The sequence below is a fragment of the Hyphococcus aureus genome (assembly GCF_042643165.1).
Lineage (GTDB): Bacteria > Pseudomonadota > Alphaproteobacteria > Caulobacterales > Parvularculaceae > Hyphococcus > Hyphococcus aureus.
The window spans coordinates 1,449,995-1,466,417 of sequence record NZ_JBHRSH010000001.1 but is presented as its reverse complement, the minus strand read 5'-3'; the positions used below and the strand labels follow the sequence as shown (position 1 = coordinate 1,466,417).

Below are 16,423 nucleotides of genomic sequence, written 5' to 3'. Positions count from 1 at the left end.
AGCCGGAAGAGGATCGCCTCTTCCGGCTGTTTTCTGGACGATCATGACAAACCCAATGCTCGAACAGGCGACCGCCGCGCGGCTCAATGGCGACGAGCAAACCGCCATTCGCCTCTGCCGGGAAATCCTCGTTCAAAACCCCGACAATGCTGACGCCGCAAGCCTTTTGGGCGTTTCCCTCGCGGAAACCGGCGATGTAAAGGCGGCGCGTCCGTTTATCATTCGGGCCCTCGAAACTGCGCCCCAAAACTGGCGCTTTTTATTGAATTATTCCGTTCTCCTCGAAAGCGAAGGCGACCTTGGCGCCGCGCGAAGCGAGGCTGAGAGCGCCGCCGCCATCGCGCCTGACAGGTTTGAATGCTGGGGCCGTGTTGGCGATCTCGCGGGTAAAGCTGAAGATTACAAAAGCGCTGCAGACGCACTCGACAAAGCGCTCAAAATCCAGCCGCATCCCGTGCTCTCCTTGCGCCTTGCCGGCGCCGCCTATGAACTTGGCGACTATGACCGCGCCACCTTGGCGCTCGACGAATTTGAAAAAGCCGCGCCAGGCCACCCGCAAGCCCTCAAGCTGCGCACGCATATCGCACGGCAGAAAAATGACTGGGACGAACTGATCACAGCGGCGAAAGCTTCGCTAGCAGCCTCTCCAAATGAAGAAGCGCCGCGCATGGCGCTTGCATTCGCCTATTCCCAGCAAGGCTATGCCTTGAAAGCCGCCGAAATTTACCGGCCCCTCGCCGAGCAAGAGCCGCCAAAAGCCATTCACCTTGCGACACTCGGGAAATACCTGCTTGGCGCCCGCGATCTCGACGGCGGCGCTGATCTATACAGGCGCGCGCTCGAATTGGAGCCGAACAACACCCTCGCCGCAGCCGGATATAGCCGCCATTTGAATTTCACCGGCGACTTTGAAAACGCCATCAAATACGCCCGCCTGGCGATCGCCGCCGACCCGAACAATGCTGAGGCTTTTGCAGAGCTCGCTCTGGCCTCGGGCTCGAAATTCACTGACGAAGAAATCGCCCAGGCGAAGAAAATAGGTGCGAACGATCTTTCCGGTGTGAAACACCGGGCGATCGCCCTGTTTGCATGCGGCGACGCCCTGCACCAGCGAAAAGACCGGGATGGCGCCTTTGAAGCCTGGACGGAAGCCAACAGGTTGAAACGCAGCCTCGGGGAAACCGACGCGGCGGCGCGCTATGTGGCCGCCGATATCGAGCGCTATGTGGACCAGATTATCAGCGCCTTTCCGCAAGACTACGCCGGCAACGATTCTGAACGCGCGCGCCGCCCCGCGCCGATCTTCATCGTCGGCATGCCGCGGTCCGGAACCACTCTTCTTGATAGCGCAATATCCGCACACAAGGATGTGTCGAGCGGCGGCGAGCTTCCCTATATGGTGTTCGCCCTGAATGAATATCTTAAGCTTCCCGGCCGCCAGGCTTGGGGGCATGGGCCGTTGCCTTACGACCTGGCGCAAGCGTTCCGCCAAAAATATCAAGACCAGTATCGCAGCTATAATGTCGCCGAAGCTCCTTTTGTCACCGACAAGCAGCCCAGCAATTTCTACGCGGTAGGGCTCATCCGGCGCGTCTTTCCCGAAGCGCGTATCATTTATATCCGCCGCAATCCCGTGGAAGTCTGTTTTTCCATGTATCGCCGGAATTTCTCCAACAGCTGGCAGGCGTCAACTTCTCTCGAAGACCTCGCGCATTATTACGCACAACAAGCGCGCATCATGGATTACTGGCGTGACATGCTTGGCGACAATCTTGGCTTTGTTCAGTATGAAGATTTTGTCCGGAATTTTGATGCTGAAATCCGCAGGCTGATTGCCTTTTGCGGTCTCGATTGGGACCCTGCCTGCCTTGAATACTACAAACAGGACCGCACTGTCATCACGTTCAGCGCCGCACAGGTGCGCAAGCCGCCCTCGCCTGAACATCTCAACTCCACATCCCCCTATGACGCCTACCTCGCGCCCTTGCGCGACGCGCTTGCGAACCGGGGCGTAGACCTCGAAACCGGCGCACTCACCGACTGAAAAAAGAAAGGAAAATTCATGAGCATTGATGCTTTGAGGGATCAGATCCCTGACTACGCAAAAGATATTCGCCTCAATCTCGGCACGCTGGCGAGCGAAAGCGCACTAAGCGACCAGCAGAAATGGGGCGCATTCCTCGCTTCAGCATTGGCGACCGGCAATAGCGCTGTGATTAACGCCGTTATTGAGGAAACCAAGGACAAACTCAGCGCCGAGGCGACAAATGCCGCTCGCGCCGCAGCGGCGATCATGGCCATGAACAATGTCTATTATCGCGCAACGCATTTGATGAGCAGCGATGAATATCAGAAAATGCCGGCGAAGTTGCGCATGAACGTGATTGGCAATCCCGGCGTAGAAAAGGTCGACTTTGAACTGTGGTCGCTTGCCGTTTCCGCCATCAATGGCTGCGGCATGTGTCTTGACGCCCACGAACAGGTCGTGCGCAAAGGCGGGCTCACGGCGGAACAGGTGCAGACCGCTATCCGTATCGCCGCCGCCGTCAACGCCGCCGCCGCGGTTTTGCGCGCCGAAGCTGCGTAACTTTCTACTATGACTTCTTTTGCGGCGCCTTGAGGTTCTCAAGGCGCCGTTTTCATGCGGGACTTTCTGTTTTCAAAAGCCACGCCGCCGGGGCGGTCTTTCCTTTTGGCGTCAAAACCTCTGGCGCCGCCATATTGGCTCCGCAGCTTGCCAGCCTGTCCCTCGCCTCTTTCACCCCGACATTGTCCAGCGCGCTTTGCGTCATTGCGCGCATCCGGCCCTCATATAACATGACCTCGGCGCGCATCGCCTCGCACCAACCAAGAGCCTCCGCTGGCGCATAAGCCTGACGACGCGAGACCAGTTGCGACACGTCGCCGAGAAGCCGCGCCAGCATTTCTTTCGCAGCGACGCGCTCCCCTTCCAGACAGGGTTTCAACGCCGCAAAGCCGGTTTTGAGTTTATCAGCGGCGCCGTCATGGTCCGGGCCGCGAATAGCCTCCATGGCGACATCAAAAAGGCCCTGCTGTAAAATGGCCGCGAGCACGCGGGCGTTCTCCGAACATTCGCGATCAATGCCGCCGCCTTTAAAATGCATGATGAATTGCATGGCGCCGCCAGGGGCGAGCATACGCGCCGCCTCAGAAAAAGCATTCATACCGGCATATTCAATCCCGAACTGACTGATCACAATATCGAAAGCGCCATCGGCAAAGGGAAGCTCTGCGGCGCTCGCGGCGACGCCATGGATCGCGGCGTTCTTTGGCGGTTTCTTTCGCGCAACCGCCGCCGCAGCCGAACCAGCATAATCAAGTCCAATAAAGCGGGCGTCGTTCACGGCGGTTGACGCGCCTGCAATCTCCAGCGCGCGGCCGAGTATCACACCCGCGCCGCAGGCGAGGTCGAGCAGCGAGGGCGTCTCTCGAACAGAAAGAGCCTCCGCCAGGAAGATCCGCCAGATCTCGTCAAAAAGATCGCCTGGCGCATCGCCAGACAAGGCGGCGCGTCGCCCACTGGCTGCGCCCCAATAGGCCTCCCAATGGGCGGCTTGCGATGTTCGCGACAATGTCATGGGACGGTCTTAGCGCGCCTTAGCGAAAGGGAAAACACTATCCGCGGGGCTGGCGCCAGGCGTGGCCAGCAATTTGAAGACAAAAAGAAAACGGCGGGCCGAAGCCCGCCGTTTTCCATTCCGTAAAACTCGGATCGCTTAGAAGCGGACCGAGGCGCCAACGAAGAGCTGGCGGCCGAGCGTTTCATACGTCGCCGGGAAGGTGTTCGCCTGCTCGTTGACCGTAGAGCCAAGGAGCGGAGCGTCTTTACCGGTGATGTTCTGAACGCCAACCGTGAGGTCAACATTTTCGTTCACAGCATACTGCAGCGTAACGTCGATATAGTTGAACATACCGATGTCATCCGACAGATCGCCAATCGTGGTCTGGGTGGCAGGATCGAAAACCGACGGATCGATCTCGGTGCCGCCAATCAGACGCCAGCGAACAGAGGTCGTCAGAGGACCGCTGACCAGCGAGGTCTGCATGGTGTGCTTGTATGTCGGCGTCGGCTCGTTTGCGACGATGCCGCAGTTACCAGCATAATAGCCCACACAGTCGATCACCGGAGCCGACGGGTCAATCTGGAAGCTCGATTCCAGAGTGTAGTTTCCGTAGTAGACCATGGAAACCGTACCGATATCGGACAGATCGAACGAGTAGTTCGCCTGGAAGTCGATACCAGATGCTTTAAAGCCAGCGATGTTCAGGCCGCCAATGCTTGGCAGGAACGGAGCACCGATACGACCTGAAACCGGCGAGCGAGTGCCCGGACCGAAGAAGGTGTCGCAAGTCGATGTGTCGCCAGCAACGTAGCAGCGGTCCAGAACGAGCTGGAGCGGCACGCCGGTGATCGCGTCTTCAACTTCAACATTGTAGTAGTCGACCTGAAGGACGAGACCGTCGATCGAAGCCGGCTGCCAGACACCGCCAATGGTGATCGTGTCAGCAGTTTCTTCGAAGAGGTTCGGGTTGCCGCCGAACAACGCTTCGATCTGGCCAGACAGCTGGAAGTTCGTTCCAACTGCGCCCGCGGGAACGCCGTATGCCTGGCAGATCGCTGCCTGGCCTTCGCCGCTACCGAAACCACCGGCAGCCGAGCAAGGATCCTGTGCGCCCGGGAAGCCGTTGGTGAAGGCGCCAAACAGTTCCGAAATGTTCGGCGCACGCGCCGCACGCTGGAACTGACCGCGGATGCGGAGCTCTTCGACAGGAGACCACTCAGCGCCAGCAGCAAACGTGTGCACGCCGCCAACCGTTGAGTAATCAGAGTAACGATACGCACCGTTGAGGGCGAGTTCTTCGATACCCGGCACGCCCTGAACGATCGGGATGCGGGTTTCCATGAACAGTTCGTACACGTCATAGCGACCGGAAACCGGCAGCGATGCGTTGAAGCCGCGGACGTCAGGGCCCAGAACGGAGTCGGGTTTGAAGTCAGCGAATTCTTCGCGGTATTCGACGCCAACCGCAAGAGCGACGGAGTCATCAGCCCAAGGAGCTTTGAAGCCCTCAAGCGTACCGTTCACGGTGCCGACAAACTGCGTCTGCTCAACCGTGCTGGTGATGATGCCGGTGCGGTTGATCAAGGTGGCGCAAGCATCATTCAGCGTATCAACACCAAAGATATTACAGGTGCCGTTTGCAACGCCTGCAACCAGGTTGCTGAACGAGATGTTTCCGGTCTGGGTTTGGGTCGCAGAAGAACGGCCAAACTGCAGGAATGCGTCATAGCTCCAGTTCGGAGACAGATCGCCACGAACACCCGTCATGATCTGGAACGACGACGTATCCCGGAGACTGTTCCGCGGACCGAGAACCGAGTCGTTATAACGGCGAGCGGCGAACAGGCTGACATCATCCGAGCCATTGCCGTCACGGTCCTGAACGTCAGACGCGTCGAGGCAAACGCCACCGGCCACTGTCGGGTTGCCGTTGCCGTCCGTGCAAGGATCCGGATCGACATAGTCATAGGTCGCAACCAAGGCGTCACGGAAGTCTGACGGCAGGTTCGGATCATCCAGGTTCACGGTGAAGTTGCCGCCGACCGGGGTCGCAGCCAGCTGGCTGTCAACAACGGACTGAGCAAAAATGCCGCGAGCATAGACTTCAATGGAATCGTTCACTTCAAACGAACCACCAGCATAGATCGAGTAACGTTCCTGCGGCAGCTGGAGATAGTTGACCGGCGCATAGTTGTACTGGTCGCCCGGGTTGATGTAACGGCGGCCATTCGGATTCGGCGTCGCGCCGCCGAATGTCACGCTGTTCGAGCAAACCTGTGCACCGGCGCTGGTGCAAGGGAAGAACGGATCGCCCATCGCATTGAGGAAGCCCGGAGCTTCGTCATCAAGATCGAATGGCTCCATGTCGTCGTCCGGATCTGCGCCCGTGGTTTCGTTGTTTGTGTTGGCGTTCGAAATGAACTGGCCGCCAAGTGCGTTACCCGAACCACCGGTCAGGAATTCCGTGCCGCCCGGGCCCGGATCGAAGAGCGAGTCAGACGAGAAATCGCGGTCGCCCTGGAAGAGCGCTTCGCGGTTGGTGTAGGACAACGACACAATCGCATTACCACGACCGTCGGCGAAGTTGCCGCCCATGGTCAGCGCTGCGTTGAAGATGTTCGCATCCCAGCCGGCTGCAGACATTTCGTTGGAAACGTCGAGCTGGACGCCTTCGAAGTCGTCTTTCAGGATGAAGTTCACAACGCCAGCGATGGCGTCGGAACCGTAAACAGCGGAGGAACCGCCGGTCACGACATCAACCTGCTGAACCAGCGCGGTCGGGATCGCGTTGAGGTCGACAACGCCGCCCGGACCGGAAGCCACATAACGCGAGCCGTCAACGAGGACGAGCGTCCGGTTCGTGCCAAGGCCGCGCAGGGAGACTGTCGCGGTGCCGTTGCCTGGGTTGTTCGACGTGGAGTCGAAAGCCGGCACGACTTGCGGCAGCGTGTTCAGGAACTGCTCTGAGTTGATCGTGTTGGTCAACGTAAGCTGTTCGGCGTCGACACGGGCGATCGGGCTTGGAGCAGCCAAATCTTCGCGCGCAATACGCGAACCGGTGACGATGATGGTGTCGCCATCTTGGGCGACGGCCGGCATGGCTGCAGCAGCAGCGACACCGGAAAGCATTGTGGTGCGTAGGAAACGCCCAGCAAGCCGCTTTCTTAACATTATTATCCCTCCGAGTTAAAACACACGCGCGACCTCCCTGCGGCAGGCAGGAAACTCACGATATTCGCCCCCCCGAGAAAAGGGCACGATGATCGCTGACGGGAATCCGCCAACTTGGCGAGAAGCTATGGCCGCCGGGATGATGAGGTCAACAAGCTTAAGACGCGCCCGCGCACTACACTTGCCAGTGTGGCAATATCACAACAGATTTGTTTAACAGAAGCTTAACTGAGCTTATCGTGGAGCGAGATCAAATGGCGCGGTGATCCGCGGCCGCACAGATGCGAAAGGTTCGACGCCGTGCCACATATAGGATGGGAAAAAGATCACGGCGCCGACTTCAGGCCTGAACCAGCGCTCCGCCTCTAGCGTCACCCCGCCAAGTCCCGAGGCCCCTAGGCGCAGAAAGCCGGCTTTTTCCCCATGCGCAACTTCATCGGGCACCTGGACATAATAGGACGCGCTGATCCAGCCCTTAGGGTGGATGTGATCGACATGCCCGCCGCCGGACGCCAGCACCACCGACCACGCACCCTGACACGTCAAGTCTTTGCTTTTTCTGCATAAAAATGGGTGCGCCGGATCGTCAGGCAAATCTTCGACATAACGCGCGGCGGCGGCGAGGAGCTGGCCTTTCAGGGCTTGTATGAGGGGATGCGGCTCCTCCCAGAGCCGGCCTACGGACTGGGTTCCACCATAAAGGGTCTGCTCCAGCGGATGGGCGGCGGTGCGGTGCAACGGCAGGATCGCCTCAACCAGCGCAGCATTAAAGGCGGCGAGATCGGCGTAGCCCTCCGGCGGTTCAATGAACATTTTCCGGGTGAAACGGTCATAATCATAATAGAGCCGGTACTCCGGATCACCGCTCAAACGCATGGCGTTGGCTTTCAGCGCGATATGCTTTTGCAAATGGTCCGGGGGCGGTTCACGATCGAGCAGGCGAACCGCTTCTTCAAATTCTCCGCTCGCCAGGCGCGTTTCCACCAGCGTATGCAGCGTCTCATAATCGTCTGGCGCTGCCGCAAGCGCGTCAGCAAACATTTCGGCGGCCGCTGCAGAATCGCCATGATGGCGCCGGACCAGACCGAGAATCCGTTTTGGGGTCGGCGCCGCCTGATCGAGGGCCAACGCCCGGGACGCCGCTTCTTCTGCGAGATCCGGTAAACCGGCGAGATAAGCCAATTCCGACTTCAGTGAGAGCAGTTCGGCATTCGGATATTGCGCCAGCACCATATCGAGCGGCTCCAGGAATCGTGCGCCGACACCCTCTTCCCAGAGCATGCGGGCAAAATCCCGGTGAATGTCACTACGTAACGGCGTGATCGCCAAAGCCCGCCGAAAGGCGCTATCCGCCTCCCCCATAACGCCTGACTGCCGCAACGCATTGGCGTACTGATATTGCGTTTCCGCATCGTTTGGGGCAGCGGTCACCGCCATGCGCAAATCGGCAAGCGCCTCTTCTATGCGGCCGATTTTTCGCAACGCCGCGCCGCGGTTAACCCGTGCGAAATGCATGGATGGCTGCTTTTCAAGCGCTGCGGAAAACATCGCCGCCGCTTCCTCAGGCCGGTCCTGATCCTCCAGCAGCAAACCGAGATTGTTGAGCGCATTGACGTCGCCCGGCGCAAGCGAGAGCGTTTTGCGCATGACTTCTTCCGCGCGCGCGCCCTCGCCGGCTTGCCGCAACGCTAGACCGAGGCTAATCCAGGCGGTGATAAATCCCGGGTGAGCCGCAATCGCCGATTCATATTCGGCGATGGCGTCTTTGAACCGGCCGGCGGCCCGAAGGGCGTTTCCCTTGTTCGCGAGGATCGCATGCTTTTGCGGATGCCCCGCCGCCGCCTGATCGAATATCGGCAGCGCTTCGTCGACGCGGCCAAGGCGACCGAGGCACAGCGCCTTCATGTGCAAGGCTTCCGGGTGGCCCGGCTGCTGGCGCAAGGCGGTTTCACTGGCCTCCAGCGCCGCCTCAAAGGCGCCGCGCTGGAATTGCGCGGCGGCGCCCTGTAGCAACTGCATGAAGTTTCCGCTCATCCCAGTTTCCCGGCCCGTTACCCGGCCTGTTATCCACTTTTCCCTGAAGCGCTTGTCAGGCTAATCCAGCATAGCATGTTGACGCGATGAAGGGCGCTGTGTGTAATCAGCGCACGCCGCTCAACGCGGCGCTTTTGTTCAGGAGATGACATGAACGTCACGCCTTTCGCAATCCTAGCCGCCCTTTTCATCGCCAGCGCCGCCGCCGCGCAATCAAGCGAAGCCGAAGCCGTCGACGACGCTATCGCCTGCCTTCAGATCGAAGACGCCGGAGAACGCCTCGCCTGCCTCGAAGGAGCAGCGAAAACCCTGAAAGTGACAAGGGTCGTGCGCGAAGAGCAGACCGCCGCGGCAAAAGAAAACGAAAAAGCCAATTTCGGGCTCGCAGCAGCCGACAAACCTGAGCAGGTCGCAGAAGCGCCGAAAGATTTTGGCGACGAAGCCATCGCCGACGTGCGGCGGGACAAAGACGGCAAGCGCATCAAAAGCATCAATGCTCAAGTTGTCGAGATCAGCCTCAACTCGATGGGAAGAGCGACCGTATCACTCGATAACGGGCAAGTCTGGCGCCAACTCGATTCGGACGACAAAAAACTGCATTTCGGCAAGCGTGAGCGCCTCTTCACCGCTAAGGTGAAACGCAGCGCTTTCGGCAATTACATGATGACGGTGAACGAGCTTCACCGGACGATCCGTGTGCGCCGGATAAAATAGCACACCCCCATGGCCGCCTTTGAAGACAAATTCATTCCCGTCGCCAGCGGGATCAACCTTCATGCGAGAGCCTACAAGGGCGGCGTGAAAACGCCGGTCCTGTGCCTGCATGGTCTGACACGCAACGTCGCCGATTTCGAAGAACTGGCGCCGAAAATCGCCGCGACGGGCCGCAAGGTCGTCGCGCTTTCCTTTCGCGGGCGCGGGCGGTCGGATTACGACCCCGATTATCTGAACTATCACCCGCTCACCTATCGCGACGACGTGTTGAAGGTGATGGATGCGCTGGACATGCCGCAAGCGGTGCTGGTGGGCACATCGCTTGGCGGCATCACCACAATGCTGGTCAATGGGGCCGCGCCGGAACGTATCAAAGCGGCGATCATCAATGATGTGGGCCCGGAGCTCGCTATTGAAGGCATCACCCGGATCGCCGGTTACGCCGGCAAGACCAAAACCGACGTCGCTGACCTTGAAGAAGCGGCGGCGGAAATCCGCGCCGTCAACGGCGTCGCTTTTCCCGGCGCCAATGAAGAGTTCTGGCTTACATTCGCCCGTCGCACCTTCCGCGAAAATGCGGACGGAAGCTGGACGCTCGCCTATGATCCCAATATCGGTAAGGCGCTGACTGAAGTCGGGCCCGCACCGGATTTATGGGGCCCGTTCGAAAGCCTGAAGACCAAACCGACCCTCATTATTCGCGGCGCGATCAGCGATCTCCTTTCGCCGGAGATCATTGCAAAGATGCGCGCCGTTCACCCCGGCTTCGATTACACGGAAGTCCCGAATGTCGGCCACGCGCCCATGTTGACTGAACCAGCGGCGTGGAATGCTATTGAGGGCTTTTTAGCGGCCCTACCCTGAGATCGAGCCGTTCTTCATCGCTCATCTGTGACGATTACATTCATAGGTATGTCATACGGTTGCGGATAGATTGTCGACATCCGCGACCCCGCATAACCGACGCCAATCACTTTCGGTTTATACGGGATAGCGGCAAGCGTGCGATCAAAATATCCCCCGCCATAACCAAGTCGGTAATTTTTGCCGTCAAACCCCACAAGCGGCGCTATGATAATATCGGGGTTTGCCGTTGGAGCGGTTTCAGCAGGAACCGGAATATTCCAGATTCCGCATTCAAGCGGCTCGCCTTCAGTCCAAATGCGGAAAATCATTGGAGCCGCGCGTTTTGCGCAAACCGGTAGAGCCGTTTTCCCTCCTCTCGCTGCGATCTTCGCCATGAGCGGACGGAAATCAGGCTCTCCGCGAAAGGGCCAATAAGCACTAACCGTCAGCCCGCGGATGTCGCCGATCTCGCGTTCAACATTCGCTGCGATTTTCTCGCCAAGGGCCCGACGTTTCTCAACAGGAATTGCAAGTCTCTCTGCAATCAGTCTTTCACGTTCCTTTTTGCGCCAGCGCGATACGGCTTCTGTATCCCGTTCAAGTCCAGCATAGCCCGGATCGGCCTCGCTCAACGCGCAAGGCGACGACGCTGGTGAAGTCTCGGGGATCTTCATCATTTGAATCCATCAATGCGTGACAGCCCGATTTGGTCATCCATCGTCAATAATGATCAAACACTGAGGCGTTGAAAATAGCGATCAACGCGCTAATCGCCGCAGTTTAGGCGCGTGTTAACCCGTGAATGCCGCATTCGGTTTTCGCCGCGCCGCGCCAGCGGCCCGCGCGCACGTCGTCGCCGGCGGCCGCGGGATGGGTGCAGGGCCAACAGCCGATCGACGGATAGCCTTGCGCAATCAACGGATGTGACGGCAGGTCATGCGCCTCGTAATAGGCGTCGATGTCTTCTTTCGCCCAGCGCACGAGCGGGTTCACCTTGATATGCGACGGCGAGGCTTCGAAGGCCGGCAGATGAATGCGCCCGCCGCCGTGAAATTGTTTGCGGCCGGTGATCCACGCGTCGAATTCGTCGAGTGCAGGCGCCAGCGGCTCAACTTTTCTCAGCGTGCAACAGGCGTCGGCGTCATGCTTCCAGAGATCGCCGGACGGGTCGCGAAAGGTCAACGCTTCCTTTGAGGGATGAATGTCGCGCACATCGGTGAGGCCGAGTTTCGCGACCAGTTTCTTCCGGTAGCTCAGCGTTTGCGCGAAATGTTTTTCCGTCTCAAGAAAGATCACCGGGATTGACGGCTCGATTTGCGCCGCAAGATGCAACAGTGCCGCCGATTCCGCGCCAAAGGAAGATACAAGCGCAATCCGGCCCGGAAACTCCTCCTTGATGGCGACGCGCAAAATCTCGAGCGCATCCTCGCCGGAATGCTTCAGCGCAAGACGGCGCGCGCGCGCCTCCCGTTCGTCATTGGCGGGAATGTCGGGCGGCGTTTCCGCCAGCAGAGATGCCGATGCGCTCATCATGAGGTTCCTTTACGCCGCCGCAGCCCGGTCAAGACGTTTGCGCCAGACAGGCGCGAGATCGTCCGCCGCTGGCTGATAGGCAAAAGAGAACTCGTTCAACGCCGCATTGGCGCCGTCGACATCGCCGGTAAATTCAAATGCGTCGACGCCGCAGCGCGCCATGAACAAAAGCTGGTCGCGCAACACATCGCCGCGGGCGCGAATCTCGCCCGTATAGCCGTAACGCTCACGCAATAGCCGCGCCTGTGAATAGGCGCGCCCGTCCTTGAAAGCAGGGAACTCAAGGATAATCGTTGAAAAGCCTGCAAGGTCGCATTTGACATCAGCGAGCGAGGTGTCGTTGCTGATTTTGAGCGCCGTTGCATCCGCATGTTCCTGCGGATTATCGCGCCAATCCTCGAGCGATACTTCGGCGAGCGGCTCTTCAAGCGCCGGGAAAAGACGGCCGCGGGAAAGTTTAAGCAGCTTCATAAAGAGCCTCCTTGAAAGGTTCGGCGCCGAGACGGCGATAGGTGTCGAGAAAACGTTCTTTGTCCTGACGGTTCTGGCGATAGACGCCGACGAGCTTTTCGACCGCGTCGACAACCTGCTCTGACGACAGGCCGCGACCTGCGATCTCGCCGAGGGATGCGTCTTCGGCGCCGGAGCCGCCGAGCGTAACCTGGTAAAACTCCTCGCCTTTCTTATCGACGCCGAGAATGCCGATATGTCCCACATGGTGGTGTCCGCAGGCGTTGATGCAGCCGGAGATTTTTATCTTGAGCTCGCCGAGATCTTCCTGGTTGTCGAGATCGGCGAAGCGCTCGGAAATGCGCTGCGCAATCGGGATCGAGCGGGCGTTCGCCAGCGAGCAATAATCAAGCCCCGGACAGGCGATGATGTCGCTGACGAGACCGATATTCGCGGTCGCAAGCTCCGCAGCGTCAAGCGCTGTGTAGACCGCAAAAAGGTCGTCTTTTTTCACATGCGGCAGGACGAGGTTTTGTTCATGGGTCGCGCGAATTTCGTCGAGGCCATATTGCTCGGCTATATCGGCGACCGCCTCCATCTGCACATCGGTAATATCGCCCGGGACGCCGCCAATGGGCTTCAGGGAAATATTGGCGATGGCGTAGCCGGGAATTTTATGCGCCACCGTGTTGAGGCGCACCCAGCGGGCGAAATCTTTATCGCTCGCCTTTTTCTCTTCCAGCGCCGCGCTCTGGTCGGCAAGCTTTTCAAAGGCGGGCGGCGCGAAATAAGCGTTGATGCGCTCCATTTCCTCGCGCGGCAGGTCGATTCCTGAATCTTTAATCTGCGCCCATTCCGCCTCAACCATGTCGGCGAATTTTTCGATGCCTTCGGCGTTGACGAGGATCTTGATGCGCGCCTTGTACATATTGTCCCGGCGGCCTTCGAGATTATAAACGCGCAGGATCGCCTCGAGATAAGACAGGAGATATTTCTTCGGCAGGAATTTCCGGATCGTATGCCCGACATAGGGCGTACGTCCTAGGCCGCCGCCGACAATCACTTCAAAGCCGGTTTCGCCTTCATCGTTTTTATAAAGGCGCAGGCCGATATCGTGCACCTTCACCGCAGCGCGGTCATGATCGGCGGCGGTGATGGCGATTTTGAACTTGCGCGGCAGGAATGAAAATTCCGGATGGAAGGTCGACCATTGCCGGATCATTTCGCAATAGGGGCGCGGGTCTTCCACTTCTTCGGCGGTAGCGCCCGCATATTGGTCCGACGTCACATTGCGAATGCAATTGCCCGACGTCTGAATTGCATGCATCTCGACATCAGCGAGATCGTCGAGCAGGTCAGGGACATCGACGAGCGCCGGCCAATTGTACTGAATGTTCTGACGCGTCGTGAAATGGCCATAGCCGCGGTCATATTTGCGCGCGACTTCGCCCAGGCGGCGCATCTGTTTCGACGACATGGCGCCGTAAGGAACCGCAACGCGCAGCATATAGGCGTGCAATTGCAGATAGAGCCCGTTCATCAGGCGCAGCGGCTTGAACTGATCTTCGGTCAGATCGCCGGCAAGGCGGCGCTCCACCTGGCCGCGAAACTGCGCGACCCGTTCAGCGACCATCGTCGCGTCAAATTCATCATAGCGGTACATTAAGCGGCCTTCTTGGATTTTGCGGGACGGACGCCGAGATCGCGCTCAACGCGCGCAATCCATTTCAACAGCGCCGGATAAGGCGTCAGATCGAAGCCGCCTTCGGGTGCGACGCGCGTATAGGCGACCAGAGAAATATCGGCGAGGGTGAGTTTGTCGCCAACGAGGTAATCGGATTTCTGCAACGCCTGTTCAAGGCGCGTCAGCGCGGCGACGCCTTTCTCCATCAGCTTCGGATCGATCTCGGCGTCGGATTTTTTCAAATAGTGCTTTTGAAAACGGCGCACGGCGATAGCGGTTTCATGGGAATATTGCTCCCAAAAGAGCCACTCAAAAACCTTGGCGCGGGCGTAATCGCCTTTCGGCAACAACCCGCCTTTGTGAGCGCGATTGAGATAAAGAATAATCGCGTTCGACTGCGCGAGCGCTTTGCCGTCGGGCAGGATGACAGCGGGAACCTGTCCCGCCGGATTCATTTTCAGGAATTCCGGCGTGCGGGTTTCCGATTTCAATACGCTGGTTTCAATCCAGTCATATTTCAATCCCAGAAGATCGGCGGTCCATTTCACCTTGAGGCAATTGCCGCTGATCGAATCTCCGTAAATTTTAAGCTTGGCCACGACTTACGCCTCCGCCTGATAGCCAAGATCCAGCCGAACCGTCGGACCCGATCTGCGGATCGTCTCGCGCAGGGTTTCACGGCCTGTAGGCGCTCCCGCATCGCTCACATCGATAAGATAGGCGTCGGCGATTTCTTTCACGCGGGCCTGCGCCGCTGCAAGAACGTCTTTCGCATCATCGTCATCAAAGCGCGCGGCGGCGGTGAGATCGGCTGTCCAGCGGTCATCGTCGGCAAGATAGACAACGGCGCCGTCGTCGAGACGGTTTCCAGTGACGGCCTTCATGCGGCGGCCCTTTCTTTTCCAATAATCTCAAGGAGTGTTTCACCGTCAGCGAGGGCGGCGACTTCACCAATGACAAGGAGCGCCGGACCTTTGATCCCGCCCGCTTCAATGAGGCGCGGCAACTCAGCTAACGACCCTTTGACGATTTTCTGATTCTCGCGCGTGCCGTTTTCCACGACAGCGACAGGCGTTTCGCGTCCGCGGCCATGTTCGATCAGCTTCGAGGCTATCGTTTCGGCCTTGGTGACGCCCATATAGACGACCAACGTATTTTTCAGCGCCGCCAGCGCCGACCAGTCAAGGGCGGGGTCGGCCTCATCCTTCGCGTGACCGGTCACAAACGTGACGGCCTGGGCGCGGGCGCGATGGGTGAGCGCCATATTGGCGGCGGCGGCGCATCCGGTCGCGGCGGTGACGCCAGGGCAGACGAAAACGGGGATGTTTGCGTTCCGGAGCGCTTCCAGCTCCTCACCCCCGCGACCGAAAACAAAGGGGTCGCCGCCTTTAAGGCGCACAACCATTTTTCCCTCGCGCGCAAGTTCAATCAGGCGCGCCTCGATTTCGTCCTGAGGCACGGCGTGGTTTGACTTCGCCTTGCCCACATACAACCGGTCAGCGTCACGGCGGGCGAGATTAAGAATCTCGTCGCTGACCAGCCGGTCGTAAAGAATGACATCGGCGCGCTGTAGAAGCCGCAGCGCCTTGATAGTTAAAAGATCGGGATCGCCCGGCCCGGCGCCGACAATATGGACAGCGCCTGTATTGGATTTTTCTTCCGTCTGCGGACGATTAATCAAGGCGAGCATCGCCTCATGGGCGCCGGCCTCATCACCGGCGAGCACTTGCGCCGCAATCGGCCCCTCGAAAAACGCCTCCCAGAACGGGCGGCGCGCTCGCGGCGCGATGGTCGCTTTCACTGTATCGCGATAACGGTCGGCGAAATCGGCGAGCACGCCCAGCCGCGGCGGCAACAGCGCCTCGATGTCAGCGCGCAACCGCTTGCCCAGCACCGGGGCGGCGCCAGCCGTTGATATGGAGACTGTCACCCGTCCGCGATCAACAATCGACGGCGTCGTGAAATCGCACAGCGCCGGCTGGTCGACGACATTCAATAGTACACCCGCCATGCGGGCGATCTCGGCCCAGCGGCGCGCCTCATCCGCCGGAGTGTCTGCAATAAAGACCAGCACAGCCGCCTCGATATCGGCCGCCACGGGCTGGCGCTCGATAAAATGGGCGCGGCTTTGAAGCTCTGCTTTTGTTTCCGGCGCGAATTTCCGGGCAATCAGGGTCAGCCGCGCGCCCGCCCCCAGCATCAGCCGGGCCTTCGCCAGCGCTTCCGCTCCGCCGCCGATAATCAGCGCGGGACGGTCCTTTAGGTCGATATGAGCCGGAAATGCATTCATGATTAGATTTTCTAACACTATAGAATTTCTGCGCCCGTTCTTGGGCTGGTTTCCGGCAAGCTATTCTCGGGTTTTCCCGTTCTCAATCGAATATTTCTGCTAAATGCCTTAGCTTTG

The 16,423-nt window shown here is 59.0% G+C and carries 14 protein-coding genes; 4 read left to right on the top strand and 10 right to left on the bottom strand.

Annotated elements, in window-relative coordinates; translation table 11 throughout:
* Positions 1-43: 43 nt before the first annotated feature.
* The gene (locus ACFOOP_RS07130) at positions 44-2,044 is read left to right on the top strand and encodes a tetratricopeptide repeat-containing sulfotransferase family protein (protein WP_379880199.1); all 2,001 of its coding nucleotides are present in this window, start codon (positions 44-46) and stop codon (positions 2,042-2,044) included.
* An 18-nt stretch (positions 2,045-2,062) separates the two neighbouring features.
* Positions 2,063-2,587 carry an alkylhydroperoxidase, AhpD family gene (ahpD, locus tag ACFOOP_RS07125; RefSeq protein ID WP_379880197.1) on the top strand — a complete coding sequence of 175 codons (525 nt, stop codon included), beginning with the start codon at positions 2,063-2,065 and terminating at the stop codon, positions 2,585-2,587.
* 52 nt (positions 2,588-2,639) lie between these two features.
* Here the strand turns inward: ahpD and ACFOOP_RS07120 are convergent, their stop codons facing one another.
* From ACFOOP_RS07120 to ACFOOP_RS07110, 3 genes are all read right to left on the bottom strand, one after another.
* Positions 2,640-3,599 carry a class I SAM-dependent methyltransferase gene (locus ACFOOP_RS07120; protein WP_379880196.1) on the bottom strand — a complete coding sequence of 320 codons (960 nt, stop codon included), beginning with the start codon at positions 3,597-3,599 and terminating at the stop codon, positions 2,640-2,642.
* Positions 3,600-3,737: 138 nt separating this feature from the next.
* Positions 3,738-6,755, bottom strand: a complete 3,018-nt coding sequence (locus ACFOOP_RS07115) for a TonB-dependent receptor domain-containing protein (RefSeq protein WP_379880195.1) — start codon at positions 6,753-6,755, stop codon at positions 3,738-3,740.
* Between the two features lie 234 nt (positions 6,756-6,989).
* Positions 6,990-8,789, bottom strand: a complete 1,800-nt coding sequence (locus ACFOOP_RS07110; protein WP_379880194.1) for a tetratricopeptide repeat protein — start codon at positions 8,787-8,789, stop codon at positions 6,990-6,992.
* Between the two features lie 150 nt (positions 8,790-8,939).
* Here ACFOOP_RS07110 and ACFOOP_RS07105 point away from each other — a divergent pair, with 150 nt between their 5' ends.
* Together ACFOOP_RS07105 and ACFOOP_RS07100 are read left to right on the top strand one after the other, a co-directional pair.
* Positions 8,940-9,503: a hypothetical protein gene (locus ACFOOP_RS07105; RefSeq protein WP_379880193.1), complete on the top strand. Its 564-nt coding sequence runs from the start codon at positions 8,940-8,942 to the stop codon at positions 9,501-9,503.
* 9 nt (positions 9,504-9,512) lie between these two features.
* Entirely contained in the window at positions 9,513-10,367 is an 855-nt protein-coding gene (locus tag ACFOOP_RS07100; RefSeq protein WP_379880192.1) for an alpha/beta fold hydrolase, read from the top strand.
* Positions 10,368-10,381: 14 nt separating this feature from the next.
* On the opposite strand, the gene ACFOOP_RS07095 is transcribed toward ACFOOP_RS07100, so the two are convergent.
* The 7 genes from ACFOOP_RS07095 to cysG form a co-directional block, all read right to left on the bottom strand.
* Positions 10,382-11,026: a 5-formyltetrahydrofolate cyclo-ligase gene (locus ACFOOP_RS07095; RefSeq protein ID WP_379880190.1), complete on the bottom strand. Its 645-nt coding sequence runs from the start codon at positions 11,024-11,026 to the stop codon at positions 10,382-10,384.
* 103 nt (positions 11,027-11,129) lie between these two features.
* Complete coding sequence (locus ACFOOP_RS07090) at positions 11,130-11,882, bottom strand: phosphoadenylyl-sulfate reductase (RefSeq protein WP_379880189.1); 753 nt, start codon at positions 11,880-11,882, stop codon at positions 11,130-11,132.
* A gap of 9 nt (positions 11,883-11,891) precedes the next feature.
* On the bottom strand, positions 11,892-12,353 hold the full coding sequence (locus ACFOOP_RS07085; RefSeq protein WP_379880188.1) for a DUF934 domain-containing protein: 462 nt from the start codon (positions 12,351-12,353) through the stop codon (positions 11,892-11,894).
* On the bottom strand, positions 12,340-13,995 hold the full coding sequence (locus ACFOOP_RS07080) for a nitrite/sulfite reductase (protein ID WP_379880186.1): 1,656 nt from the start codon (positions 13,993-13,995) through the stop codon (positions 12,340-12,342). The genes ACFOOP_RS07085 and ACFOOP_RS07080 overlap by 14 nt, the downstream gene beginning before the upstream one ends.
* A complete protein-coding gene (locus tag ACFOOP_RS07075) occupies positions 13,995-14,615 on the bottom strand; it encodes a glutathione S-transferase family protein (protein WP_379880185.1) in 621 nt (206 codons plus the stop codon). Before ACFOOP_RS07075 ends, ACFOOP_RS07080 begins: the two co-directional genes overlap by 1 nt.
* A gap of 3 nt (positions 14,616-14,618) precedes the next feature.
* Positions 14,619-14,900: a DUF2849 domain-containing protein gene (locus tag ACFOOP_RS07070; protein WP_379880184.1), complete on the bottom strand. Its 282-nt coding sequence runs from the start codon at positions 14,898-14,900 to the stop codon at positions 14,619-14,621.
* On the bottom strand, positions 14,897-16,306 hold the full coding sequence (cysG, locus tag ACFOOP_RS07065; RefSeq protein WP_379880183.1) for a siroheme synthase CysG: 1,410 nt from the start codon (positions 16,304-16,306) through the stop codon (positions 14,897-14,899). The genes ACFOOP_RS07070 and cysG overlap by 4 nt, the downstream gene beginning before the upstream one ends.
* Between the last annotated feature and the right edge of the window lie 117 nt (positions 16,307-16,423).

What these genes read in the sequence shown, in the direction of transcription:
- ACFOOP_RS07130 (WP_379880199.1), top strand. Translation starts at nt 44, where the DNA reads ATGACAAACCCAATGCTCGAACAGGCGACCGCCGCGCGGCTCAATGGC.
- ahpD (WP_379880197.1), top strand. Translation starts at nt 2,063, where the DNA reads ATGAGCATTGATGCTTTGAGGGATCAGATCCCTGACTACGCAAAAGAT.
- ACFOOP_RS07120 (WP_379880196.1), bottom strand. Translation starts at nt 3,599, where the DNA reads ATGACATTGTCGCGAACATCGCAAGCCGCCCATTGGGAGGCCTATTGG.
- ACFOOP_RS07115 (WP_379880195.1), bottom strand. Translation starts at nt 6,755, where the DNA reads ATGTTAAGAAAGCGGCTTGCTGGGCGTTTCCTACGCACCACAATGCTT.
- ACFOOP_RS07110 (WP_379880194.1), bottom strand. Translation starts at nt 8,789, where the DNA reads ATGAGCGGAAACTTCATGCAGTTGCTACAGGGCGCCGCCGCGCAATTC.
- ACFOOP_RS07105 (WP_379880193.1), top strand. Translation starts at nt 8,940, where the DNA reads ATGAACGTCACGCCTTTCGCAATCCTAGCCGCCCTTTTCATCGCCAGC.
- ACFOOP_RS07100 (WP_379880192.1), top strand. Translation starts at nt 9,513, where the DNA reads ATGGCCGCCTTTGAAGACAAATTCATTCCCGTCGCCAGCGGGATCAAC.
- ACFOOP_RS07095 (WP_379880190.1), bottom strand. Translation starts at nt 11,026, where the DNA reads ATGATGAAGATCCCCGAGACTTCACCAGCGTCGTCGCCTTGCGCGTTG.
- ACFOOP_RS07090 (WP_379880189.1), bottom strand. Translation starts at nt 11,882, where the DNA reads ATGATGAGCGCATCGGCATCTCTGCTGGCGGAAACGCCGCCCGACATT.
- ACFOOP_RS07085 (WP_379880188.1), bottom strand. Translation starts at nt 12,353, where the DNA reads ATGAAGCTGCTTAAACTTTCCCGCGGCCGTCTTTTCCCGGCGCTTGAA.
- ACFOOP_RS07080 (WP_379880186.1), bottom strand. Translation starts at nt 13,995, where the DNA reads ATGTACCGCTATGATGAATTTGACGCGACGATGGTCGCTGAACGGGTC.
- ACFOOP_RS07070 (WP_379880184.1), bottom strand. Translation starts at nt 14,900, where the DNA reads ATGAAGGCCGTCACTGGAAACCGTCTCGACGACGGCGCCGTTGTCTAT.
- cysG (WP_379880183.1), bottom strand. Translation starts at nt 16,306, where the DNA reads ATGAATGCATTTCCGGCTCATATCGACCTAAAGGACCGTCCCGCGCTG.